At 47.3% G+C, this 23470-nt stretch carries 20 protein-coding genes; 8 read left to right on the forward strand and 12 right to left on the reverse strand.

Annotated features, from left to right (window positions below; translation table 11 throughout):
• From PJF56_RS05285 to PJF56_RS05315, 7 genes are all read right to left on the reverse strand, one after another.
• Nucleotides 1–284 (reverse strand): helix-turn-helix domain-containing protein (locus PJF56_RS05285; protein ID WP_283761601.1); only part of this gene is annotated, 284 nt, incomplete at its 3' end.
• A gap of 160 nt (nt 285–444) precedes the next feature.
• Nucleotides 445–831, reverse strand: a complete 387-nt coding sequence (locus PJF56_RS05290; protein WP_283761602.1) for a DUF309 domain-containing protein — start codon at nt 829–831, stop codon at nt 445–447.
• Nucleotides 832–842: 11 nt separating this feature from the next.
• A complete protein-coding gene (locus PJF56_RS05295; RefSeq protein WP_283761603.1) occupies nt 843–1400 on the reverse strand; it encodes a ferric uptake regulation protein in 558 nt (185 codons plus the stop codon).
• 180 nt (nt 1401–1580) lie between these two features.
• Nucleotides 1581–2369: a type I methionyl aminopeptidase gene (map, locus tag PJF56_RS05300; protein WP_283761604.1), complete on the reverse strand. Its 789-nt coding sequence runs from the start codon at nt 2367–2369 to the stop codon at nt 1581–1583.
• A gap of 91 nt (nt 2370–2460) precedes the next feature.
• Complete coding sequence (locus PJF56_RS05305) at nt 2461–3342, reverse strand: metal ABC transporter permease (RefSeq protein WP_283761605.1); 882 nt, start codon at nt 3340–3342, stop codon at nt 2461–2463.
• Nucleotides 3343–3518: 176 nt separating this feature from the next.
• Nucleotides 3519–4301, reverse strand: a complete 783-nt coding sequence (locus tag PJF56_RS05310; RefSeq protein WP_283761606.1) for a metal ABC transporter ATP-binding protein — start codon at nt 4299–4301, stop codon at nt 3519–3521.
• A gap of 147 nt (nt 4302–4448) precedes the next feature.
• Nucleotides 4449–5426 (reverse strand): metal ABC transporter substrate-binding protein, encoded by a 978-nt coding sequence (locus PJF56_RS05315; protein WP_283761607.1) that lies wholly within the window; start codon nt 5424–5426, stop codon nt 4449–4451.
• 121 nt (nt 5427–5547) lie between these two features.
• Here PJF56_RS05315 and PJF56_RS05320 point away from each other — a divergent pair, with 121 nt between their 5' ends.
• Entirely contained in the window at nt 5548–6285 is a 738-nt protein-coding gene (locus PJF56_RS05320) for a GUN4 N-terminal ARM-like repeat domain-containing protein (RefSeq protein ID WP_347179451.1), read from the forward strand.
• Nucleotides 6286–6395: 110 nt separating this feature from the next.
• A complete protein-coding gene (locus PJF56_RS05325) occupies nt 6396–8642 on the forward strand; it encodes a cyclic nucleotide-binding domain-containing protein (protein WP_283761609.1) in 2247 nt (748 codons plus the stop codon).
• 227 nt (nt 8643–8869) lie between these two features.
• On the opposite strand, the gene gmk is transcribed toward PJF56_RS05325, so the two are convergent.
• Nucleotides 8870–9460: a guanylate kinase gene (gene gmk, locus PJF56_RS05330; protein ID WP_283761610.1), complete on the reverse strand. Its 591-nt coding sequence runs from the start codon at nt 9458–9460 to the stop codon at nt 8870–8872.
• A 34-nt stretch (nt 9461–9494) separates the two neighbouring features.
• Entirely contained in the window at nt 9495–9752 is a 258-nt protein-coding gene (gene remA, locus PJF56_RS05335; RefSeq protein ID WP_283761611.1) for an extracellular matrix/biofilm regulator RemA, read from the reverse strand.
• Between the two features lie 109 nt (nt 9753–9861).
• On the opposite strand from remA, the gene PJF56_RS05340 reads away from it, so the two are divergent.
• Nucleotides 9862–10116: a 2TM domain-containing protein gene (locus PJF56_RS05340; protein WP_283761612.1), complete on the forward strand. Its 255-nt coding sequence runs from the start codon at nt 9862–9864 to the stop codon at nt 10114–10116.
• Between the two features lie 91 nt (nt 10117–10207).
• Here PJF56_RS05340 and PJF56_RS05345 read toward each other — a convergent pair whose 3' ends face one another.
• Nucleotides 10208–10564 (reverse strand): phage holin family protein, encoded by a 357-nt coding sequence (locus tag PJF56_RS05345; RefSeq protein WP_283761613.1) that lies wholly within the window; start codon nt 10562–10564, stop codon nt 10208–10210.
• A 295-nt stretch (nt 10565–10859) separates the two neighbouring features.
• Nucleotides 10860–11921 carry a tRNA 2-thiouridine(34) synthase MnmA gene (gene mnmA / locus PJF56_RS05350; RefSeq protein WP_283761614.1) on the reverse strand — a complete coding sequence of 354 codons (1062 nt, stop codon included), beginning with the start codon at nt 11919–11921 and terminating at the stop codon, nt 10860–10862.
• 101 nt (nt 11922–12022) lie between these two features.
• Here mnmA and PJF56_RS05355 point away from each other — a divergent pair, with 101 nt between their 5' ends.
• The 5 genes from PJF56_RS05355 to PJF56_RS05375 all read left to right on the forward strand — a co-directional run bounded on the left by PJF56_RS05355 (nt 12023) and on the right by PJF56_RS05375 (nt 22509).
• On the forward strand, nt 12023–12769 hold the full coding sequence (locus tag PJF56_RS05355; RefSeq protein ID WP_283761615.1) for a hypothetical protein: 747 nt from the start codon (nt 12023–12025) through the stop codon (nt 12767–12769).
• A 20-nt stretch (nt 12770–12789) separates the two neighbouring features.
• Nucleotides 12790–12999, forward strand: a complete 210-nt coding sequence (locus PJF56_RS05360) for a hypothetical protein (protein ID WP_283761616.1) — start codon at nt 12790–12792, stop codon at nt 12997–12999.
• Nucleotides 13000–13047: 48 nt separating this feature from the next.
• Nucleotides 13048–14016: a glutathione S-transferase family protein gene (locus tag PJF56_RS05365; RefSeq protein ID WP_283761617.1), complete on the forward strand. Its 969-nt coding sequence runs from the start codon at nt 13048–13050 to the stop codon at nt 14014–14016.
• Between the two features lie 19 nt (nt 14017–14035).
• Nucleotides 14036–15589, forward strand: a complete 1554-nt coding sequence (locus tag PJF56_RS05370; protein ID WP_283761618.1) for an NAD(P)H-hydrate dehydratase — start codon at nt 14036–14038, stop codon at nt 15587–15589.
• 134 nt (nt 15590–15723) lie between these two features.
• Complete coding sequence (locus PJF56_RS05375) at nt 15724–22509, forward strand: CHAT domain-containing protein (RefSeq protein WP_283761619.1); 6786 nt, start codon at nt 15724–15726, stop codon at nt 22507–22509.
• A 43-nt stretch (nt 22510–22552) separates the two neighbouring features.
• Here PJF56_RS05375 and PJF56_RS05380 read toward each other — a convergent pair whose 3' ends face one another.
• Nucleotides 22553–23455, reverse strand: a complete 903-nt coding sequence (locus PJF56_RS05380; protein ID WP_283761620.1) for a metallophosphoesterase — start codon at nt 23453–23455, stop codon at nt 22553–22555.
• Between the last annotated feature and the right edge of the window lie 15 nt (nt 23456–23470).

The raw sequence follows: 23470 nt of genomic DNA on the forward strand, positions 1-23470 counted from the left end.
CGCGCGGCAAAAAAGTTGCTAAATGCGGTTTGTAGGTGTCTTAACCCCTGTTGCAAGGGGACACAACTGACTTCGTTTAAGAAATCTAACTCTTCTTGTTTTTTCCAGGCAGTCAACATTGAAGAGGTTTGAGCGTAATCGATTCTTTCTTGTAGTGAGTACCAAGCCTGAGTTCTTTCATGGAGCGCTTTGTTGTAAACTAATCTTACACAACCCAAAGTGCGCCGCAATAGCGAGTCTTGCTCTAAGGTTGGGTAAAATCGGTAGTTAAATGCTCTTTCCATGTGGGATTCAAAGGAGTTCTCACATTGTAGCACCTAAGATGTAATTGTGGTAGTCTATGGTTAGTAAAGCCGCCCTGGAAGGGCGGGGTTTCAGACCCAATTTTTCTGATGAGTTTCAAATTGCCCAGTAAACTGCATGAATCGTGGATAGTTTTTTTGATTACTTCTTGCTTATTATTTTGGGGAATAGTTGAGAATACTGGTCAATATCGAGCCGATCTGGAGGATTAAGACTGTCTGTTTGCAGTTGAGTCAGTAAAGTTTTGCTCTTCAGGAGTAGTTGGCGAATATCTAACCCTGCATATTCCGGTTGATAGCGACTTAAGCGGCTGATCCCTTCACCGAGTAGAATCATGGCCCCCCGTAAATTTTGATTGCCCAGATGATAAATAGCGACAGCAATTTGTAAGATACCTTGATAGAGGGTGCGTTCGGGTTCCGAGGCTTCGAGCCAAAGGGCTTCTAGGGTATCGTGACAGGCATAAAATTCTTGTTGGTTAAATTGTTGAATACCGTGCCAAAATTCAGGGGGCAGTTGATTAGACATAGGATGGGATTTTATTCTGACTCTGGATCGTCTTGCTCTAAGTGTTCTTGGATCTCTTCTAAGCTCTGATGACCAGAGGCGATCGCCCTCGAACAAGTCCAACTACTTGGTAACATAGCTGGCCATCCTTTGCGGATCGCTTCTGGACAGATGGCATGAATGGTTAATTGACAATCAATCATTTGTACGCCGGTTTTACAAGCTTGTTTTAAGCTTTGCTTGAGAATTGTATCATTCTTGAATTCTAGGGTTTGGTTACACTGAATGCAGACAATATGATGATGGTGATGGGGATAGGGATGATTCAATTCGTAGTGTTTATGACCCTCTGCCAGTTCCAGTTCCCGAATAATCCCCATTCTAGCCATCAATTTCACCGTGCGGTAAATGGTTGATAAGCTAATCTTCTCCCCCCTTTGTTTGAGCAGATCGTGGAGTTCTTCAGCGCTCAGATGGTTACCCCTGGGTAGATTCTGGAAAACATGCAGAATCGTTTCTCGTTGGGGAGTTAAGCGCCAACCTTTGGCATTGAGTTCAGCCTTGAGAGAGGTGGGAGTACATAAAGACATGAGAAATTCTCAATAACAGTGGTGTTCTTAAAATTATAAAGCCCCAATTACTGATTTGCAAAAAAGCAACATTATTGAGAATATCTTGCAACGTCCTCTACTGGGCTGTTTCAGCTAAAATACTCAATGGCTGGACTCAAAGAATCCCCGAACTGAAGAGACGGGGATTCTTTGAGCTTTTTAAGCACTTTTATACTCGTTTTTGGATTCCGGTAAGGTAAGGATTTCAGCTCCATTATCGGTAACGGCGATCGTATGTTCAAACTGGGCCGATAGCTTGCCATCTTTGGTTATCGCTGTCCAATTATCCTCTAAAACCTGAGCCTCATAGGTTCCCTCATTAATCATCGGTTCAATGGTAAACACCATCCCTTTACGCAGGCGTTTCCCTTTTCCTCTGACTCCATAATGGGGAACCTGGGGAGCGGTATGAAATTCACGGTTAATTCCATGGCCGACAAAATCTCGCACTACGGAAAACCCATGGGCTTCAGCATACTCTTGAATGGCTGCACCAATATCGCCAATTCTACCCCCTGGTTTCACGGCCGCAATCCCGCGCATCATACATTCATAGGTGACTTCTACCAGCTTTTTGGCGACGGGTGAAGGAGTGCCGACAAAAAACGTCCGCGATGTATCTCCATAATAGCCATCAAGGATCGGAGTTACATCGATATTAATAATGTCACCGTCCTTGAGTTTTTGTTTGCTATTGGGGATACCGTGACAAATCACTTCATTGACACTGGTACAAATGGATTTGGGGAAGCCATGATATCCTAATGGCGCACTAATGGCCCCATGTTCGCGAGTCCAACGCTCGGCTTCATCATTTAACTCTAAGGTACTGACTCCAGGTTGTACCATGGGCGCTAGGTGATCGAGTAACTGACTGGCTAAGAGGCCCGCTTTTCGCATTTTGTCGATTTCGCGACGTGATAGCAATACAATTGTTTCGCTTCCCATGTTTCTAATATCTCAAAGGTGATGTCTTCACTATTGATCTATGATACGGGAATGAGTGATGGGGAGATAGCAGGGCTGTTGTATTCTTTCCTCAACTATCCGGTGAGGATGTCAATTGGGAATTTTGGGCTAAAATCCCGTACTTGGGAGCCAAGACCATGGCGAGAATGAAGAAGAGGGTCAAGAGTACGACGATCGCCCCTCCTGTGGAGATATCGAGATGATAGCTGAAATAGGTTCCCAGGATGCACGATAGGACGCTACTGGTAATGGAGAGTCCCATCATGCGATCGAAGCGATCGGTGAGTAAATAGGCGATCGCTCCCGGAGTCACTAACATGGCAATAACCAGAATAATCCCCGCCGTTTGCAGAGCGGTGACAATGGTTAACGCCAACACCGACAACAACGTATAGTACATCAATTGAATATTTAACCCGATCGCCTTGGCATGATTGGGATCGAAACAGAATAATAACAAATCCTTGCGCCGCAACCCAATCACCAATAGGGTAATTGTCCCCGCGATTAAGGTTTGGATAATATCACTGTTGGAAATTCCCAACACATTGCCAAACAGGATATGAAACAAATCTACATTACTGGGGATTTTAGTAATCAACACAATCCCAAAGGCAAAAAAACCGGTAAAGACAACCCCAATTACTGCATCCTCTTTTAACCGCGTTTTTGATTGCACATAACCGATGGCAACGGTTGCGCCAAATCCAAATAGGAATGCTCCCACCGCAAAGGGAATATTCAAAGCATAGGCAACGACTACCCCAGGAACCACCGCATGGGAAACTGCATCCCCCATCAGCGACCAACCTTTGAGGGTAATATAACAGGAGAGTACGGCACAGACTAAGCCGACAAAGGCACTCACCCATAAGGCTCGGACTAAAAACCCATATTCTAGGGGTTCGATGAGCCAATCTAAAATGGGTATAGTGGTGATTAAAGAATTCATAGATATTAAGTAATAAGTAATGAGTAATAAGTAAGAAATAAATCCTTCAGCTTGGGAGAGAGATTTAGTAGGTTGGGTTGAGGAACGAAACCCAACAAATACCTTGGGTTTGTGTTGGGTTTCACTTCGTTCAACCCAACCTACAGAACCTAAAACTGCTGGGGAATAGGGAATAGTCAAGAATCAACCTCGAAATTTGGGGAAAAAGAGCGCAAACTTTGCACGGGTAAGCCGCCAAATGTCATGGCGAGATTTTCTGGGGTAAAGGTTTCTTCTGTGGTTCCGGAGGCGAGAATGGTTTGATTGATTAAAATGGTGCGATCGCAGAATGTGGAAATCGAGGCTAAATCGTGGGTAGACACCAGAATGGTGTGTCCCTCATCGCGCAACTGCATCAGCAAATCAACGATCCGCTTCTCGGTTTTCACGTCTACGCCGGTAAACGGTTCGTCTAATAAGATGACTTTACCCTCTTGAGCGAGCGATCGGGCCAAAAATGCCCGTTTCTTTTGTCCTCCCGACAGCTCCCCTATTTGCCGATGGCGAAATTCCACCATTCCCACCCGCTCTAAACTTTCCATCACCAACCGCCGATCTTTAGCGCTGGGAATGCGTAACAAATTCATATAGCCATAGCGCCCCATCATCACCACATCAAACACGCTCACCGGAAAATTCCAATCCACTTCATCCGACTGGGGTACATAGGCCATTATCTGCCGCTTTTGAGCTATTTGCACCCGCATACCACCCACCCGAATTTGTCCTTGCTTCGGCGGTAAAAAGCCCATAATTGATTTAAATAATGTTGATTTTCCGCCCCCATTGGGCCCGACTAGGGCGGTAATCGTTCCCGGTTCCACGGTACAGGTGGCATTATAAATTGCCAGTCGAGCATTACTGTAAGTCACACTGAGTTGATCGACAGTTATATTGAGCGATTCAGTCAAAGATGGCATGGTGTTCTCCAATGGGTTAAGTTCAGGCAAATATCAATGAACAATTAACAATGAACAATGAACAATTAAATAATTGATCTGGTTTGGGGCAGGTTCACAAAGGTTATGGATAGGAATTGGGGATATTGGTAAACCTGCCCCTACAGATTACTTATTACTTATCAACAATCCCTCCGTAATCAGTTGCACATCATATTCGAGTAGCTCTAAAAATGTCGGCACGGGGCCATCTGCCGTAGACAAAGAATCAACATAAAGATTGCCGCCAAAGGTTGCGCCCGTGGTTTGGGCGACTTGCTTTTGTCCTTTATCATTCACCGTTGTTTCACAAAAAATGGCGGGAATGTTCTGACTTTTGACGCGATCGATTACCCCTGCCACTTGTTTGGGCGTAAACTGTTGCTCGGAATTAATCGGCCAAATATAAATTTCTTTCATTCCATAATCGCGAGCCAGATAAGAAAAAGCGCCTTCACAGGTGACTAAGTAGCGTTGATTTGGGGGCACTTTTTCTATGGCTTCGCGCAATTTTTGGTCAATGGCCTTGAGTTTTTCGCTATAGGCTGCTGCATTGGCGTTATAGGTTTTGGCATTTTCTGGATCGAGGGTAACAAAGGCTTGGCGGATATTTTCCACATAAATCAGGGCGTTTTGGGGAGACATCCAAGCGTGGGGATTGGGTTTGTCGGTGTAGGGGCCTTCGGCAATGGGGATGGGTTTAATGCCTTTGGTTAAGAGGACAGAGGGCACGTTGTCGAGGTTGCCTAAGAATTGTTCAAACCAGCGCTCTAGATTCATGCCGTTATAGAGAATGAGATCGGCTTCTTGTGCTTGGGTGAGGTCGCTGGGGGTGGGTTCGTAACCGTGGATTTCTGCACCGATGCGGGTTATGGACTCGACGGTTAGTTTGTCTCCGGCAATGTTTTGGGCAATGTCGGCCAGAACGGTAAAGGTGGTGAGGACTTTCTTTTTGTTTTCGGTTTCTCCGGGGAGGGAGGCTGAGTTTTCAGGGGTTGAGCTGAGGGTTGAGGGGGTAGGGGGGTCTGGGTTTGTACAGCTTGTTAGCCCTAGGGAGAGGACGAGGGAGGCGATCGCCATTAGAGTTCTTGGATAGGAGCAACACATGAAGACATCCGTCTGGTTATTTTCATAATTATTTCATCTTTCATCTTTATATCATAATTGTTTCAACTTGGATCGAAAACTCCCCCATCTCCCTCCAGTAGTGGCTTCGTTTTGCGGTACAATGATTCCGATTAAGGGATTCAAGGATTTAATTGCTGTTTCTGTGCCTGAACTTACCGATCTCGAACAACTCTCTACTGCCCTCTCATCATCGAATGGGAAAACCCAACTGAAAACCATTGAGACTCTCAGCACTTTGGGGAGTTCGGGGGAACAGGTGTTGATGGATTTTTTGGCGAAGGGCGATCGCCATCATCCCACTTGGGTACAAGGAACGGTCTTCCTCAAGCTCAGAACGTCTGAATCGGCTGCTGTGCAAGAGTTTCTCAATCGTGAGTTTCCCCAAGGGGTGGTTCCCCTAAAGAGCGATCGCGATATTGATTACAGTCCCCTACAAGCGCTGTTAATCGAGCAGAAATTTCTAGAGGGCGATCGGCTAACCCTATTAAAAATGTGTGAACTAGCCGGAGAAAGTGCCATGACTCGCAAATGGCTGTATTTCTCCGAAGTCAATCAATTTCCCCGCACCGATTTACGCACCATCAATACCCTATGGCTCGTCTATTCCGAAGGTAAATTTGGCTTCTCCGTACAACGGGAAATCTGGTTATCCTTGGGCAAAAACTGGGATAAACTCTGGCCGAAAATTCAATGGCGCACCGGTAAAGCTTGGACGCGCTATCCGAGCGAATTTATTTGGGATTTAACCGCTCCCAAAGGCCATTTACCCCTCACCAACCAACTGCGAGGGGTACGGGTGATGAACTCCCTGCTCTCCCATCCCGCTTGGACAGATTAGCAGAGTGAAAAGGAGGCCCCAATTGGGGTCACTTTTGCCCTGAAAATCTTGGCTCAAAGGTAATATCAAATAAGTTGGATTGATTTGGATGCTGAAGGTTCCTAAGTAGAATGAATCAAAATCTCGAAATCCCAAATATTACTGATTTACTAGAGAAGATTGGGGTATCAAAATGCTTAAACGATCGTGCCAGAGATCCTTTAATTGCGTCCTTAGAGGTAATGACTTTAGAACCCTTAGAAGTCTTATTCCGAGAGGCTGAAACAGGGGATGCACTCTACTTAGTTGCAGAGGGTGAATTAGAAGTTTACAAAGGGGATGAATCGAACTCCCCCCTGGTTTTGGGTCGTATTCAACCAGGGGAGTGGGTGGGAGAACTGCAAGTATTGTTAGGGGGAAAACGCACGGCCTCAATTCGATCGCTGAGTGCGAGTCAAGTGATTCGGTTTCCCAAAAGCAATATGCTCGAGGCGATCGCCCAATGTCCAGAACTGGGTCAATATTTCCTCAATCTGGTTCAGAACCGCTTAAGAGAACAGCAAATGACTGCTTTCTTCTCCCAAACCTTTGGCAGCTTAGAAGAGGGTTGTATGCAGGAATTAAAAACTAGAGGGGAGTGGATACAACTGCGTCGGGGTGAGTGTTTGTGCAAGCAAGGAGAGGAGGGGGATAGTGTATATTGGGTCTTGCATGGACGGTTTAATACCTTGTTAGAAGATGAGCAAGGTCAGATCAAAGTTTTAGGCACAATTGGTTCTGGGGAAATTATTGGCGAACTCTCGGTCATTACCCATGAACCCAGAAGTGCCAGCGTTTATGCTCTGCGAGATAGCTGGTTGATTCGGTATCGTCAAGCAGATTTTCAAGCTTTAATTCAACAGTATCCTGTGCTGCTGCTCAAGACCACAGAGCGCTTAATTGAGCGGTTTAAGCAACGGGAGCGAGAATCGAGTACCGTGAGCCAAAAAACCGATTATCAAACGATTGCTCTGTTACCGATCGAGGAACAAACGCCTCTCAGGGATTTTACGGAATCTTTGGTTACGGCCTTATCTGCCCATGGCAAGGTTTTGCATCTGAACCGCGATCGCCTGGCAGAATCGTTAGAATTCCCCGATATTGCCGATGTCGATCCCGAAGAACCCCGTGGTGTGAGGTTGCAACTGTGGCTAGAGGAACAGGAGGAAGACCATCAGTTTATTATTTTTGAAGCCGATTCTGCTCACTCTCCCTGGACAGAGCGCTGTATTCGACAAGCAGATCATCTGGTTTGGGTGGCTCACTCTTGGGCAGATCCAGGGTTAACCCCCCTAGAACAACGGGTGCAAGCAGAGCAAAATCCAGCCACCACCATTGAACAAAGCTTGATTTTAATCCATGAAGAGGGGGAAAGCTTACCCACACGAACGCGATTTTGGCTAGAGACGAGAACCCTGTCTCTGCATCATCATGTGCGATCGCACCATCAAGGAGATATAGAACGGGTGGGTCGGTTTTTAGCTGGTTGTGCGATCGGTGTAGCCCTCGGTGGAGGAGGGGGACGAGGAATGGCCCATATTGGGGTTTTACAAGCCCTAGAAATGACCGGTATTCCCATCGATTTTATTGGTGGAACCAGCATGGGATCGTTATTGGCCGCAGCATATGCCATGAATTGGGATATTCCGACCATAATTGCCAAAGGGAAGGAAAATACGGCTAGAAATGATGCTTTTAGCGATGTTACCCTTCCCATCACTTCATTTCTCAGTCACAAAAAATTCGATCGGGGACTCAAATGGTTATATGGAGACACTCGCATTGAAGATCTCTGGCTTAATTTTTTTGCTTGTTCCACCAATATCACTACAGGACAGAAAACAGTCCATCGTCAGGGATATGTTTGGCAAGCCATTCGCGCGTCTGCTTCCTTACCCGGCGCTTTTATTCCCTTTATTGCAGATGGGGAGCTGTTTATTGATGGGGGAGGACTCGATAACGATCCGAGTTTAACGATGAAAGAATTGCATTCTGGGCCGATTATCCTATCGAGTGTTGCCCCATGGTCGATGAACAAAATCACTTTTTCTTATGAAGAGTTTCCGTCCCCTTGGAAAATTCTCTGGAGTCGCATCAATCCTTGGATGAAACCGATAGAATGCCCGACACTTATGGATTTTTTGGGTTTGTCTATAGGAACAAATAGTCTTGCTAATATGCAAAAAACCTTTGCTGCTGCTGACTTGGTTCTCACACCGAATTTGCAGGATTATCCTGTCTTCGAGGTGAGTAAAATTGATGAGCTAATTGAGATTGGGCGGGAATATACCCTAGAGAAATTGAAGGATCGGCCTGATACCATTTTCCAGTATTTGTAAACACTATAGAGCGCAGCGCTATAATAGCTTTACTGTAGTGCCGTGACAACCCTAAAATGGTGGGTTACGGCGGATTGAGAGATTGCTATTACAGTCTAGGTTTTAGCCGCCTAACCCACCCTACGCTAATGCTATAGAGCGCAGCGCTATAATAGCTTTACTGTAGGGTGCGTTAGCGGCAGCGTAACGCACCGTAAAATTGACATATTGAGTGGGGAGTTAATTGGTTAAGGTTGCAGGCTCAGTTCAGGTAGACCGGGAAATAAGACGGATTCGATTTCGGCTAAGGCTCGATCGAAGTCATCATTGACAATTTTTACGTCAAACTCGTCAGCCGCCTCAATTTCAATGGTGGCACGGTTGAGGCGACGGGTAATGGCTTCTGGGGATTCACTTTGGCGATCGCGTAATCTGCGCTCTAATTCGGACATCGATGGCGGTAAAATAAAGAGTCTCATGGCTTGGGGAAAGGAGGCGCGAATCTGCCGAGCGCCTTCTAATTCAATTTCTAATAAGACTAGGGTTCCTTGCTTGACTTTCTCTTCTACGCTTGCGCGAGGTGTGCCATAATAATTACCGGCAAATTGGGCCCACTCCAACAGTTGCTCGGCAGCAATCAGGTTTTGAAACTTCTCTGGAGTGACAAAAAAATAATCTGTACCGTCCACTTCTCCCGGCCGAGGGGAACGAGTGGTCATGGAAACTGACAGATAGATATCTGGATGGCGCTTAAGGAGCGATCGCACCAAGGTTCCCTTACCCACCCCACTCGGGCCCGTAATCACCACTAATTTTCCTGTCTCAAGCGCTTGTATCATTCCCAATCTATTCTGAACGTTATCCTCTGCTCCCTTAAGATTCCCGGTTCCCCTTTTGGCTCATAAACCGTTGGGACACCGTTTCTGGTTGAATGGCAGAGAGGACAACATGGCCTGAATCCATAATTATCACAGCACGGGTACGTCTACCATAGGTGGCATCAATCAATTCTTGGCGATCGCGACATTCGGCGATCGTTCGTTTAATCGGTGCTGACTCTGGAGTGACGATCGCAACCACTCGATTGGCATTAATAATATTACCAAATCCAATATTAATCAGTTGAACCATAGGAGATGGGGAGATGGGGGGATGGGGAACTTATTGATTAATGATTCGGTTTATTATACATTTATTTATAGCGCTACGCGCCGATCTAACTGCTCTATTTTTATCGCCTATGCCTCCCCGTTGGCCTCGAAAACCCGACCGTAGAGATCCAGACTATCGCCGCTTAGATGACCGGATGAACTTTGCTCTCCATGTAGCAATCTATTTGGCAATCAACTCCGGACTCTGGTTTGTGCATCAAATTAAGCCCGATACTCTCCTATGGCTCACTTGGTTTAGTCTAGGCTGGTTGGCTCTGCTGGCGATCCATGGTATTTTTATTTTTGCGATCGCCGACTACTCCCCCTCTTCTAGTCCTAAATAAATTCCCCAAAGATTTGCCCTCATCCCCCTGCCCCCTTCTCCTGTGGGAGAGGGATATTAGGGAGAGGGCAAACCTTAACTCAACTTAAACCTTAATCATTACTGACTTGCTTCCCCGTAAACTGCTCAATTAACCAGGAAACCAGGGATAAAACAATTGAGCCAAGCACGGCTGGAAAGAACCCAGATACAGTAAATCCAGGGGTAAAATAGCCAACCAGAGCTAGGGAAATGGCGTTAACCACCAATAGGAACAAGCCTAAAGTGAGAATGGTTAACGGTAAGGTAAGAAGGGTTAAAATGGGCTTGACGATAGCATTGACTAACCCCATAACGATCGCCCCCACGGCCGCTGCTTGCCAACTGGCAATCATTAAACCGGGGACAAGATAGGCAGTGATCGCCAGGGCGATCGCCGCTAAAGCCCAAGTGAGAAAAAAGTTAATCATGATCTCAAACGTCTAAAGTTTGGACTTGCGTTCAATAATACCACCTCCCAGGAGGCGATCGCCTTCATACCCAAACGCTAGTCTAGCTTAGGTTGACAATCGCTAAAGGATAAAGCCTCTTCATCCAGATAACCGGCGATCGCAGGTTGAGTTTGCATACAATTAGTCCCTCATGTCAACGGTTGCCCTCATCCCCCTACCCCCTTCTCCCACAGGAGAAGGGGGAAAAAGTCCCTCTCCCACGGGGAGAGGGATTTAGGGAGAGGGCATGTCATCAAAATGCTATAGAAAGCCTCTAACCTTTGGACTTGCGTTCAATAATACCACCTCCCAGGAGGCGATCGCCCTCATACCAAACCGCCCCTTGTCCGGGAGTTACCCCAAACTGCGGCTCATCAAAGCGCAAATGCACCCGATTCTCCGGTAGAGGAACCACCGTCACCGGAACCGGTTGGGAGCGGTAGCGAATGCGAACCTCAGCCCGAATCGGACTATCCGGTGGCGCAATAGACACCCAATTGACCCGACAAACCGTACACTCCGGATCGGCCGCACTATCGCGGGTTCCCACAATCACCCGATTCATCACCGGGTCAAGATCCACCACATACAACGGTTCCGAATAGGCCACGCCTAAGCCGCGCCGTTGACCAATCGTATAATGATGAATCCCTTGGTGTTGTCCTAAAACCTTGCCCCCTTGGTCAACAATATCCCCAGTCTTCTGGTTAATATACTGATCCAAAAACGACTGCATCGAGCCATGGGCCTCCACCAAGCATAAATCTTGACTTTCCGGTTTTTCTGCCGTCGTCAAATTAAACTCAGCCGCTAGGCGACGAGTTTCCGTTTTTGGCGTTTCTCCCAAGGGAAACAACGTAGAAGCCAAAATTTCTTGGGACAAATCATACAAAAAATAAGACTGGTCTTTTCGCGGGTCAATGGCCTTCAAAAGCTGATAGCGCCCCGACTGCTCATCAAACGCAATTCGCGCATAATGGCCCGTAGCAATATAATCAATCCCCAGCTCCGATTTCGCATAATGAATCATCGGGCCAAACTTCACCGCCCGATTACACTGGGAACAGGGTAGGGGTGTAATTCCCTCCCGATATCCCGACACCAAATAGTCAATAATATTCTGCTCAAACAAGTCCCGACTATCCACAATATGGTGGGGGACTCCAAGCTGTTCGCAAATTTTCGCCGCATCCACCATACCTTCCGAGCAGCACTGTCCCTTCCCCTTCATCAACCAAAGGGTTAAGCCCACGATATCGTATCCTTGATGATGAAGAACGGCTGCGGCAGTAGAACTATCTACTCCTCCAGAGAGTCCGACGACAACCTTTTTCATGGTGGTCACTTAGCTAACGGTGAACAAAAGCATTATTTTTGTGTACCCTTCTAAGGTAACACCTCCCTCCTTAATCCGGAGATCTACATTTTTAGCCGACCATGAACGACCAAAAACACCATTCAAGACTCAATCTGGCGATCCTTCTGGGGAGTTTGGGCTTAGGATTAATGGTCAGCCCTAGCGCTCGGGCCCAACCCTTCCTTTTACCTCCACCAGAAATTCAACAACAACCGATGAATTTTCCCCCTCCTCCTCCGAGTAATGCTCTACCCAGGATTCCGGGTAATCCTAATCCACCCTATGTAAATCCCAGTTTCTATCCCTATGTGGTTGTGGTTAATGGCAATTCTCCCCTGTTATTAGAGCAAGTGCAACGGATTGTCCCGGATGCTTTTGTGAGGCAAATGGGTGGCCGCACCGTGATTCAAGCGGGTGCGTTTCAATTCAATGGTTCGGCCCAGGAGCGTTTGTCCGAGTTGCGATCGCGCGGTATTTTAGCTGAAGTAGTGACTCGACAAGGGGAAACTCTAGCCGGTGGTTCAACTTATCCCGCTCCAACCTATCCTACCCCAACTCCCCCTGCCAATCCCATCAATCCTAATCCTGCTGGAGTTTGGGATAAAGGTTATTATGTGGTGATTCCTAGCTCTCAAGATAATGTTACTGTAATTGCTAATCGAGTGCGGCAAATCGTTCCCAATACGGTCAGTGTGATGGCTAAACGCTCTCGTCGGGGAATGCATGTTGCTGTTGGCCCCTATGCTAACCGCAGCGAAGCCGCAGAAATGATGTTATTTTTACATAATTCTGGATTGAATAATGCTCGCGTTTACTTTGGTCGTTAAAACCTTTTCTTCTTCTGTCTATGAGACCCCCAGATGATGATTTTTCTGGATCTGTTCAAGGTTGCTTGGGACAAGTGGTAACTTATCTTGTGGTTGCCGTAGTTCTCTTTTTCTTGGTCTTGTTTGCTTGCGGTTATTTCCATACCACCTTTAATACGGTATTACTGGTTTGGTTGGGATTAATGATGTTTGTTTCTCTTGCATTTATCCTCAAAATGACTGAGGATTAAATTTCATGTTTTGGTCAGGGTGTCATTCAAATTATAAGGAATATTCTTATGGGCTTAGGATTATTAGTCGATGGTCAATGGGTTTCTCGACGGGAACAATCCGATCGAGAAGGAAACTTTGTTCGCCCTCAAACCACTTTTAGAAATGAGATTACAGCCGATGGTTCGAGTGGCTTTAAGGCAGAATCGGGGCGGTATCATCTCTATATTTCTTGGGCTTGTCCTTGGGCCCATCGCACGGCGATTATGAGAAAATTAAAGGGATTAGAATCGGCTATTGGTTTATCCGTGGTCGATCCAGAAATCGATCAAAATGGTTGGGAGTTTTCTGAAGCTGTGGGTTGTATTCCGGATATGATTAATCAGGCTGACTATCTCTGGCAAATATATCTCAAGGCCGATGCTAATTATAGCGGTCGGGTGACGGTTCCGGTTTTGTGGGATAAGAAAACGGAAACTATAGTTAATAATGAATCGCGGGAAATTATCCGCATGTTGGATACGGAGTTTGAGCGACTGGCACAACGTCAAGTTACATTTTACCCGGAAGAATTAAGAGATATTATTGATGGTACGATTGATACCATTTATCAACCGATTAATAATGGAGTGTATCGGGCTGGCTTTGCTACAACTCAAGCAGCCTATGAACGAGGGTTGATGGATCTGTTTGATGCCCTAGAGCATTGGGATCGGGTGTTAGAACAACAACCTTATTTATGTGGCGATTGCATCACTCAGGCGGATTGGTGTTTGTTTACAACCCTGATTCGCTTTGATCTTGTATATTATACTCATTTTAAGTGTAATCTCCATCATATTAGCGATTATCCTAATTTATGGAGCTATTTGAAAGAACTGTATCAAGTGCCAGGAGTATCTGAAACTTGTGATTTTGACCATATTAAGCGCCATTATTATCGCAGTCATACGGATATTAACCCAACCCAAATTGTGCCTAAAGGGCCGATTTTGGATTTTGAAGCTCCTTACGATCGCAAGGTGTTGATGCATTAGTGAGGAGATATTGTTAATTATGATAGATCGCCGAAATCAAATCTCTGAAGTGGTCGTCACTGCGGAGGAAATGCGAGCCATTGAAAACCGCATCTTTGCGGCAGGTATGCCCGTAGCAGCGTTGATGGAAAAGGTGGCGGGGTTGGTGGCTCGGCGGATGATGGCCGAATGGGAAACATTAGGGTTAACTTCGGCTAAAATTGGCGTGATTGTGGGGCCAGGTCATAATGGTGGGGATGCTTTGGTGATTGCGAGGGAATTGCATTGCCAAGGGTATCAAGTCGCCATTACACAACCGTTGGCCAAGTTAAAGGCATTGACCCAAAGCCATGCCCAGTATGGCAAAAGTTTGGGGATTCCTTGGGTGAGTTTAGGGGAATTGCTGCCAAGTTGCGATATTCTGATTGATGGCTTGTTTGGATTTGGTCTAGAGCGCCCCATTTCTGGAGATCTGGCCGAGCAAGTGGAGCAGATTAATCAATCCCAAAAGCGGGTTTTTAGTGTTGATTTACCCTCTGGCATCCATACGGATACGGGGGAAGTTCTCGGCCATGCCATTCGTGCTGATTATACGTTTTGTTTGGGACTGTGGAAAGCGGCTTGTTTGCAAGATGGGGCGGTTGAGTATTTGGGGAAGGTGGAGTTGGTTGATTTTGGGATTCCGTTAGGGGATATTGAGGCGGTTTTAGGGGAGTCTTGCCGATGTTATCGTATCACCAGAGAACGGGCGATCGCCGGTTTGCCCCTTCCCCGTCCTCTCCTATCCCATAAATACAAAGCGGGTCATCTCTTGCTGGTGTGCGGTTCTGAGGAATATGCCGGTAGTGCCATTTTAACCGGTTTAGGGGCCCGCGCTTCTGGGGTGGGGATGCTTTCAATTGCGGTTCCTGGGAGCTTAAAACCCCTGCTCGTTCCCCAGCTCCCGGAAGCACTGATTATTCCTTGTCCAGAAACCGACAGGGGGGCGATCGCCGAATTTCCCGATCCTCTAGACTGGGACAAGTATCAGGCGATCGCCTGCGGCCCGGGAATTGGGCGATCGGCTGAACCCATTATTTCCACTCTCCTCCAAGTTCCCACACCCCTGATCCTCGATGCCGACGGTCTAAATAACCTCGCCAGTCTCGGTATTTCCCAGCTCAAGGGGCGATCGGCTCCCACCCTCCTCACCCCCCATGCCGGAGAATTCAAGCGCCTCTTTCCGCAAATTAACCCCAATGTAGACCGCATCCAAGCCGTTCGCGCAGCGAGTCAACAAACCGGGGCGATCGTTCTTCTTAAAGGCGCAAGAACCGCCATTGGTAGTCCCACCGGAACCGTTTACCTCAACCCCGAAAGCACCCCAGCCCTCGCCAGAGGAGGCAGTGGCGATGTTCTCACCGGCCTTTTGGGGGGCCTGCTGGCCCAACTCCCCAAAGCCCCAGAAATCGCCATCCAAACCGCCACCTGGTGGCACGCCCAAGCAGGAATCTTAGCCGCCCAACACCGCACCCCTTTAGGCGTAGATGCCTTTCATCTCACCGAATACTTGAGTCAAGTTATAGCGCTGCGTGCGGTAATCGGTAATCGGTAATCGGTAATCGGTAATCGGTAATCGGTAATCGGTAGCGTAGCCTGTCCGCAGGAAAAACATCTACCCATTTTTGGGCAATTCCAAAAATCCCAAAGCTATGATGGGAAAAGTTCGCCTCCCCACCCAACCCGATCATGTGGAAATCCATTACTTCCCTCTGTGTCTTCCTATCCTGTGCAGTACCTGCCTACGCTCAACCCTCAATTACCCCAGCCCAAGACGCAACCGGAACCCAAGTTACTCCTAGTGGCCCTCAATATCACATCACCGGCGGAACCCAAGCGGGTTCTAATCTTTTCCACAGCTTTCAACAGCTCGGTTTAAACCCTGGAGAAGTAGCCAACTTCATTGCTAGGCCCCAGATTCAGAACATTCTCGGTCGGGTTGTGGGGGGTGAAGCGTCCCTGATAAACGGCCTCATTCAAGTCGTTGGAGCTAATGCCAACCTCTATCTGATGAACCCTGCGGGCATCATTTTCGGGCCCAACGCCCAGCTCAACGTCCCCGCAGACTTCACTGCCACCACCGCAACGGCGATCGGATTTGGTCATGATACCTGGTTTAATGCCCAAGGAGACAACACTTACGCCAACTTAATCGGTACGCCCCGTGAATTCCAATTTCCCTACCATAATCCCGGCACAATCATCAACGAAGGCAACTTAACCGTTAATCCCCAACAACAGCTCACCCTCCTCGGCGGAACCACCATTAACCTCGGAACCCTAGAAGCACCTGGCGGAAAAATCACCATTGCCGCCATTCCCGGCGAGCAAGTTGTCCGTATTTCCCAAGAAGGCCATTTACTCACCCTAGATTTACCCTTATCCGCAACACCCACAACCGAAGAAAACCCCATTCAACCCGCTTCACTACCGGAATTAATTACCGGCGGTTTTGTCAGTCATGCCAGCCAACTCCAGGTTAATCAACACGGACAAGTTGAATTAACCGGCAGTGGCATCACCTTACCCCCACCAAGCGGACTCAATATTACATCAGGCAGCCTAGGGGTTTCGGGAAATGAAGGGGGAGAAATTCAGATTTTAGGCGAACAAATAGGAGTCATTGATGGCAACATTAATGCATCTGGCATCAATAGCGGTGGTGAAATTTTTATTGGTGGAGATATCCAAGGACAAGGCATTTTACCCAACGCCTCCCGCACCTTTATCAGCCCAGATTCCGTTATTTCTGCCGATGCCCTAGCAGAAGGCAATGGCGGACAAATCATCATTTTTGCCGAAGAAACCGCCAGGATATACGGAACCCTGAGCGCCAGAGCCGGGCAAATTTCCGGCAACGGCGGCTTCATCGAAACCAGTGGCTTACAGTCCTTAGACCTCAGCCAAACCCCTGATACTTCCGCCCCCTTTGGCGAGGGGGGCACATGGTTAATCGATCCCTATAATGTGGAGATTGTTCCAGCAGGGTTTGGAAGTAGTAATATTAACAGCACCAATCCCTTTTCCCCCACGGGAGATTCCGCAAAATTAGAAGTTGGCTTACTTATAGATGCCTTAAAAAACAGCTCAAACGTTGAAATCATCACAGGAACTGGAGGCACTCAACTCGGTGATATCACCTTATCCACTGACTTAGATTTTAATGGCATTGGCAATAGTTCCTTAACCTTAAATGCAGAAGGTGGAATATTTATCAATCGGCCAATTTTTGACAGTAATCTCACTACTCCAGACTCCCTTAATTTAAACTTCCAAGGTCAGAGTCGATCTGTAACCGTCAATGCGCCTATTTCCACGCAAGGCGGTAATATTAACATGACAGCAGAAAGTAGCGGTAATGGTATTCATCTAACTGTACCTCTCAACTCTAGTGGTGGAGCCATTCATCTCACAGGAACCAGCGTAGGATCGGGAGATGGAGTATATATTGAAGGGAGTGCGAGTATTGACTCTGGAGGAGGAGACATTAACATTGAGGCAGCCACAGCTACAGGTGGCACTGCCTTAAATGTTCAAGCTCCCATTAGTGCTGGCACGGGTAACATCAGCCTTATTTCTGATTTACCCTCTATTAACAATAAAATTTCCGGCATGGGTGATTTACTGATCCGACCTCAAAATCCAAATGCCACCATTTTTCTCGGCCCAAATTTATCCGCACCATTCTTTAGTTTGAGCCAAGGAGAACTTGCCCAACGGATTGATATTTCAGGAACTGTCACCATTGAAAATAACAGCACGATTAATATTTCAGCCTTAGATCTCAACAATAGCAGCAACCCTGCTCCTGCACGACAATATACCTTAATCCTCCAAGGACAAACCCTAAATTTTAACAACACTCTAATCTTAAGTCCCAATCAAAACGGACAATTCATTGCCACTGGAAGTATTTTAGATAGCTCCCCAGTTAATTCGGCAATATTTAATGGCAGGGTTCTTTTAGATGCCAATACCATCGGCACAGAAGCCGCTCCCCTCTACATTAAAGGCAGTCAACTAGCTGCCATTACTCGTTCTGGCGATCTCTTTCTCGACACCGGTGATATCTCCATTAATCCCCCTCAAAATACCGTCAGCACCGTTTCCGGAATTAGCGGTATCCAAAGCGCTGGTCAACTCAACATTCAAGGCAGCCAAAACCTTAATTTAGATGCAAATTTGACCTCTAATGGAGCCATGACCATTGCTCCACCCTTGAATTTAGTCAATGATATCACCTTAGAAAGTAACGGCGGATTAATTAATTTAGAGAATACCATTAATGGCAATCAAGACTTAATCCTTAACTCAGGAAGCGTAACCTTTGCTAGTCCTGTCGGCAACACAGCACCCTTAAATAACTTAACCGTTACTGGAGCAACTCAACTCAATGCAGAGATTACCACCACAGACACCCAAACCTATAATAATTCCGTCCAATTAAACGATAATCTCACCCTCAGTAGCACCCATACTATCACCTTTGGGCAAACCCTTGATGGCGCTCAAGATTTAACCCTAAATAGTGATAGTATTACCTTTGCAGATGCGGTGGGAAGTATCGACCCCTTAAATCGTTTAACCGTTAATGGCAATACCAGACTCAATAACACTATTACCACCACCACAGCCCAAATCTATAATGGTTTAGTGCAATTGGATCACTCGGTAATTTTGGATAGTGGTAATGGGAATATCAGCTTTGCCAATACAGTTGATGGGGCTGAAGATTTAACCCTTAATAGTGACAATATTACCTTTGGGGATGAGGTGGGCAGTATCGACCCCTTAAATCAGTTAACCCTGAATGGAAACACGACCCTCAATGGCAATATTACCACAACTGGAGCGCAAGCCTATAACGGCTTAGTGGAATTAAATAACTCGGTTATTTTAGACAGTAGTGGCGCTAATATTACTTTTTCTGATGCAGTGTCTGGCGCTCAGGATTTAAACGTTAATGGGGGCGAAATCAACTTTTCTAATCCGGTGGGAAGTCCTAACCCTTTAACCAGTTTAACCCTGAATGGAAATACGACCCTTAATGGCAATATCACCACAACCGGAGCGCAAACCTATAACGGTTCAGTTCAATTGAATAATAACTCGATCTTACAGAGTGGCAATGGGGATATTACCTTTGAAGGGACGGTTGATGGAACCCAAAATTTTAAGTTAGATGCGGGGACAGGAAATATTACTTTTAATGGACAAGTCGGCAGTACAAATCCCTTAGCTGATTTCACCCTGGAGAGTACGGGATTAACCCAAATTAACGATACGGTGAATGCCAGTCAAATCAGGACAAATGCAGGGGGAACGACTGAAGTTAATGGAGATATCACTACGACAGGAGAGCAGGTTTATAATAATCCCGTTATTTTAGGCAATAGCATTACCTTCAGAACCGATAATAGTAATCTTACCTTTGACAATACGGTTGATGGCACAACCGCAGGAGCGCAAAACTTAACGGTAGAAACGGGTACAGGTAGCCTGAGAGGGTTTGGTGCAGTGGGGAATTCGGTTCCCCTCGGTGACATTACTTTAATTGCTGATGACATGAGTTTTGACAGTTCCCTGGCTGGTACGGGGACTCTAACCCTGGAACCGTTCAGCAATACGCAAAATATTCGACTGGGAGGAACGGATAATAATGACCCGAATACTTTAGAGTTAAGTGCTACGGATATTCAAGGGTGGCAAAATGGATTTCAGTCGATTACTGTGGGACGCAATACTTTATCTGGAGCAATCGTTACTGAGGGGAATTTAACATTTCAAGACCCGATCGCACTGCAAACGGGATCGAGTATAACGGTAAATGGCACACTGACAGGAGCAGATGATGCTTCCATTGGTTTAGAGGGTTCTGAAATCAGGTTGAATGCCGATATTACCACAGCGAATAACGATATTAATCTCAATGGTGCAATTAATCTGGGTGCAGATGCAACCCTGAGTACGGGCACTGGAGAGGGCAATCTCAATATTGCGGGGTCAATTGATGGTAATGCGGGACTCACTTTAGAATCGGGTACGGGAGAGATTAGCCTCAATGGTAATATCGGTGAAATTAACCCGTTAAATCGTTTAAATATTCAAGGTAATGTGACGACAGGGGCGAATGGTTCATCTATTACTACTGTTAATGATATAACGACAGGAGAGATCAGTACCAGTGGCCAAGCCCTGAGTTTAACCAGCAACCAAGGCAATATTCAAACCGGAGATTTGGATACAGCAGCCATAGGAAGCGGTGGCAGTCTTACCCTAAGCAGTCCCACTGGTAGCATCACCACAGGAAATCTGACTTCTGCGGGAGATACAGCCGGAGGCGATATTAATGTACAAGCGCAAGTTTCAATTACGACCGGTGATATTGACTCCAGCGCCACTACAGGAGATGGAGGTTCCGTATTTCTTGACCCCATTGGTAATGTGCAAGTTGGTTTTATTAATGCTCAGGGAGGAACCGCAGGCACGGGGGGCAATGTATTTGCCGAGTCTACGGGGGGATTTTTCCAATCTACGGGAACATTTGTAGACCAAAATGGGCAAAACGCCAGCATATCAACCGCCGGGGGACTTGGTGGGGGAACGATTGAAATTCGTCATCAGGGGGGGACGTTGAATGCACCGATACAACCCTTTGGGGTGGGCAATGGGGGAGTGAATGGCACTCAAGGGGTGATGACAACGGGAGCGTTTACCCTATCCAATCAAGAGTTTGCCGATTCGTTTACGTTGGGAACCATACGAATTGTGACGGATGATGGGGTAATACCGACTGCTGTAACTACTCCGCCAACACGGACTACGGTTCCTTCATCAGTTGTAGTGGAGCCAACGATTGAGCCAAGTGTGCCCATTACGCCTGTACCCACGCCAAGGGTTTCTATTCCTTTGATTCCTACAGAAAGTCCTTCTATTTCCGAGTTTCCCCCGCCAACTCCCTCTAGTTCTGGTGGTGATGGTGGGGGTAATGGTGGGAATGGTAGCGGTAATGGGGGTGGTGCTGCTGTTGCTGTTCCTCCGTCGGCGTTGCCAGTAGTCGGGGTTGCTGTTTCTGAGGAGGAAGGTTCAGATGATGGTGTGGGGAGTGCGGTGAATGCGGTGTTACTGGGACGGGAGAATGGGGCGCAACCCATGGTGATTTCTACAGATGAGGTAAGTTTAGATCAAACCATCGCCGCTTTGGAAGCTCAATTTACCCGTGAATATGAGGTGTATTTGGGTTTGGAGAATAATACGCGGATTTTGCAGTTGCGGGAAATTCAGAGTTGGTTAGAGGAAGCGAGTCAAGCGCCTGTAAACACTGGGTTGATTTATGTGGTGTTTGGTCGTCGGCAGTTGGAAGAGAATGCGGCGCTGGTATGTCCGGTTCCCACTGCTGTAGAGGTAGAAGGGGCCCGGCAACCCCCCGCTTGTCTGCCCCATCCAGAGGATACGTTGCATTTGATTTTGGTTACGGCGAATGAGGAGCCGATGCAAGTGGATTTTCCAGAGGTGAAGCGGGAGGAGGTGATGGCGCTGGTGAATGAGTTGCGTCAGGAGGTGACGAATCAGTTTAAGTTGCGAACGACGAGTTATTTGCCACCAGCGCAGAGGTTGCATGAATTGCTGATTGAGCCATTGGAATCGACGTTAGAGGAGCAGGGGATTGAGACGCTGGTGATGATTCCGGATAGGGGACTGAGGTCTTTGCCAATGGCGGTTTTGCATGATGGGGAGCAGTTTTTGATGGAGAAGTATAGTTTGGGGTTGGTTCCCAGTTTTAGCCTGACGTTGCCAGAGTATCGGAGTTTGCAGGGGGTGGAGGTTTTGGCTATGGGGGCTTCGGAGTTTGAGGACATGCCGCCTTTACCTGCTGTGCCGGTGGAGTTGCGAGAAATTGGGGGGGAGGATGCGTTTCTGAATGAGGGGTTTACGATAGAGAATTTGCGGGCAGGGCATCAGACGGGGCGGTTTCCGATTGTTCATTTGGCGACTCATGCGGATTTCCAAGAGGGCGCTCCAGAGAATTCGTTTATTCAGTTGTGGGAGTCGCAGATTCAACTGCCGGAGATGAGGGGGTTGGACTGGGGGAATCCTCCTGTGGATTTGTTGACGTTGAGTGCTTGTCGAACGGCGATAGGGAATGAGGAGGCGGAGTTGGGGTTTGCAGGGTTGGCGGTGATGTCTGGGGCTAGGTCGGCTTTGGCGAGTCTTTGGTACAGTAGCGATGTGGGCACGTTGGCGCTGATGAGTAAGTTTTATGACCAGTTGGAGTCTGCGCCGACTCGTGGGGAGGCTCTGCGTCGGGCGCAGTTGGCGATGTTGGAGGGTGAGGTGAGTTTGGATGGGGGACAGTTGCGGGGAACGAGGGGACAGGGGGGGATTACTTTGCCGAAGGAGTTGGCTCAGGGGAGTGTGTCTTTTTCCCATCCCTATTATTGGGGAGCGTTTACGATGATTGGTACGCCTTGGTGATGGGTAGTGCGGGCATCTTGCCCGCTTTTTAACCCAATTAATTTCAGGAGATGGGGACAACTCCTCGATCGAAAACCTGGTGATTTGTGCCGATTCCTTGGATAATTAGGCGATCGCCATAAACTTCATAGGCAGCAAAACTCAGACGAGAGGCAGAATGGGCTGTCCATTCTGAACGACCGACATCTCGTACCCCTGCCCCTGCGCCACAAATGAGGTAGGTTGTACCATTAATGGCGCGGGTGCGTTCGTAGACATGATCGTGGCCATTAATATACAGTTGCACTCCGTATTTCTGAAATAAGGGGGTAAGGATGGGAATCAATTTATTGTTTAAGCCATAGTGGGCGGAAGAATAGATTTGGTGATGGCCAAACACAATTTTCCAGGGCGCGTCAGATTGTTTTAAGCCTTGCTCTAACCAGGCTAGTTGGTTGGCCCAGTCTGCATTAGAATTGGTATCTAAGGCCCAAAATTGCACCGCTTTCTGACGGAAGCTATAGTAACGTTTGCCTCCCATGTTGAAGAGAGGATATTGGGTTTGAGGGACACCATTATCCGTGCGAATATCGTGGTTTCCCAAACAGGCGTAAAAGGGAATGCCTTGTTGTAGTAGGGGGCGATAGGGGTCTTCAAAAACGGCTTGAATTTTTTCTATTTCACCCTCGTTGTAAATATTATCTCCGGCTAGAATAACTAATTCACAGGGAAAGCGTTGAGCATACTGGGCCATGGCGGAAGCCACTGCATATTGACCCTGGGCCCCGGTTCCGGTATCTGCTACGGAGATAAATCGCAGCAGGGGGGAATCAGGGGTGAGAGGATTTTGGGCGATCGCCTTTTCTAAGGGCGGTTGAGAGCGATTCAAGGTAATCTGTTGACTGATGACCCATCCCAGAGTCATCCCGGCTCCCCACTGGAGAATTTGACGACGTTTAATATTCATTACCGTTTGGGTTGA

This window comes from Roseofilum halophilum BLCC-M91, from assembly GCF_030068445.1.
Taxonomy (GTDB): domain Bacteria; phylum Cyanobacteriota; class Cyanobacteriia; order Cyanobacteriales; family Desertifilaceae; genus Roseofilum; species Roseofilum halophilum.

Coding starts and splice junctions, on each gene's coding strand:
- PJF56_RS05290 (WP_283761602.1), bottom strand. CDS start 831: ATGTCTAATCAACTGCCCCCTGAATTTTGGCACGGTATTCAACAATTT.
- PJF56_RS05295 (WP_283761603.1), bottom strand. CDS start 1,400: ATGTCTTTATGTACTCCCACCTCTCTCAAGGCTGAACTCAATGCCAAA.
- map (WP_283761604.1), bottom strand. CDS start 2,369: ATGGGAAGCGAAACAATTGTATTGCTATCACGTCGCGAAATCGACAAA.
- PJF56_RS05305 (WP_283761605.1), bottom strand. CDS start 3,342: ATGAATTCTTTAATCACCACTATACCCATTTTAGATTGGCTCATCGAA.
- PJF56_RS05310 (WP_283761606.1), bottom strand. CDS start 4,301: ATGCCATCTTTGACTGAATCGCTCAATATAACTGTCGATCAACTCAGT.
- PJF56_RS05315 (WP_283761607.1), bottom strand. CDS start 5,426: ATGTGTTGCTCCTATCCAAGAACTCTAATGGCGATCGCCTCCCTCGTC.
- PJF56_RS05320 (WP_347179451.1), top strand. CDS start 5,548: ATGATTCCGATTAAGGGATTCAAGGATTTAATTGCTGTTTCTGTGCCT.
- PJF56_RS05325 (WP_283761609.1), top strand. CDS start 6,396: ATGAATCAAAATCTCGAAATCCCAAATATTACTGATTTACTAGAGAAG.
- gmk (WP_283761610.1), bottom strand. CDS start 9,460: ATGATACAAGCGCTTGAGACAGGAAAATTAGTGGTGATTACGGGCCCG.
- remA (WP_283761611.1), bottom strand. CDS start 9,752: ATGGTTCAACTGATTAATATTGGATTTGGTAATATTATTAATGCCAAT.
- PJF56_RS05340 (WP_283761612.1), top strand. CDS start 9,862: ATGCCTCCCCGTTGGCCTCGAAAACCCGACCGTAGAGATCCAGACTAT.
- PJF56_RS05345 (WP_283761613.1), bottom strand. CDS start 10,564: ATGATTAACTTTTTTCTCACTTGGGCTTTAGCGGCGATCGCCCTGGCG.
- mnmA (WP_283761614.1), bottom strand. CDS start 11,921: ATGAAAAAGGTTGTCGTCGGACTCTCTGGAGGAGTAGATAGTTCTACT.
- PJF56_RS05355 (WP_283761615.1), top strand. CDS start 12,023: ATGAACGACCAAAAACACCATTCAAGACTCAATCTGGCGATCCTTCTG.
- PJF56_RS05360 (WP_283761616.1), top strand. CDS start 12,790: ATGAGACCCCCAGATGATGATTTTTCTGGATCTGTTCAAGGTTGCTTG.
- PJF56_RS05365 (WP_283761617.1), top strand. CDS start 13,048: ATGGGCTTAGGATTATTAGTCGATGGTCAATGGGTTTCTCGACGGGAA.
- PJF56_RS05370 (WP_283761618.1), top strand. CDS start 14,036: ATGATAGATCGCCGAAATCAAATCTCTGAAGTGGTCGTCACTGCGGAG.
- PJF56_RS05375 (WP_283761619.1), top strand. CDS start 15,724: ATGTGGAAATCCATTACTTCCCTCTGTGTCTTCCTATCCTGTGCAGTA.
- PJF56_RS05380 (WP_283761620.1), bottom strand. CDS start 23,455: ATGAATATTAAACGTCGTCAAATTCTCCAGTGGGGAGCCGGGATGACT.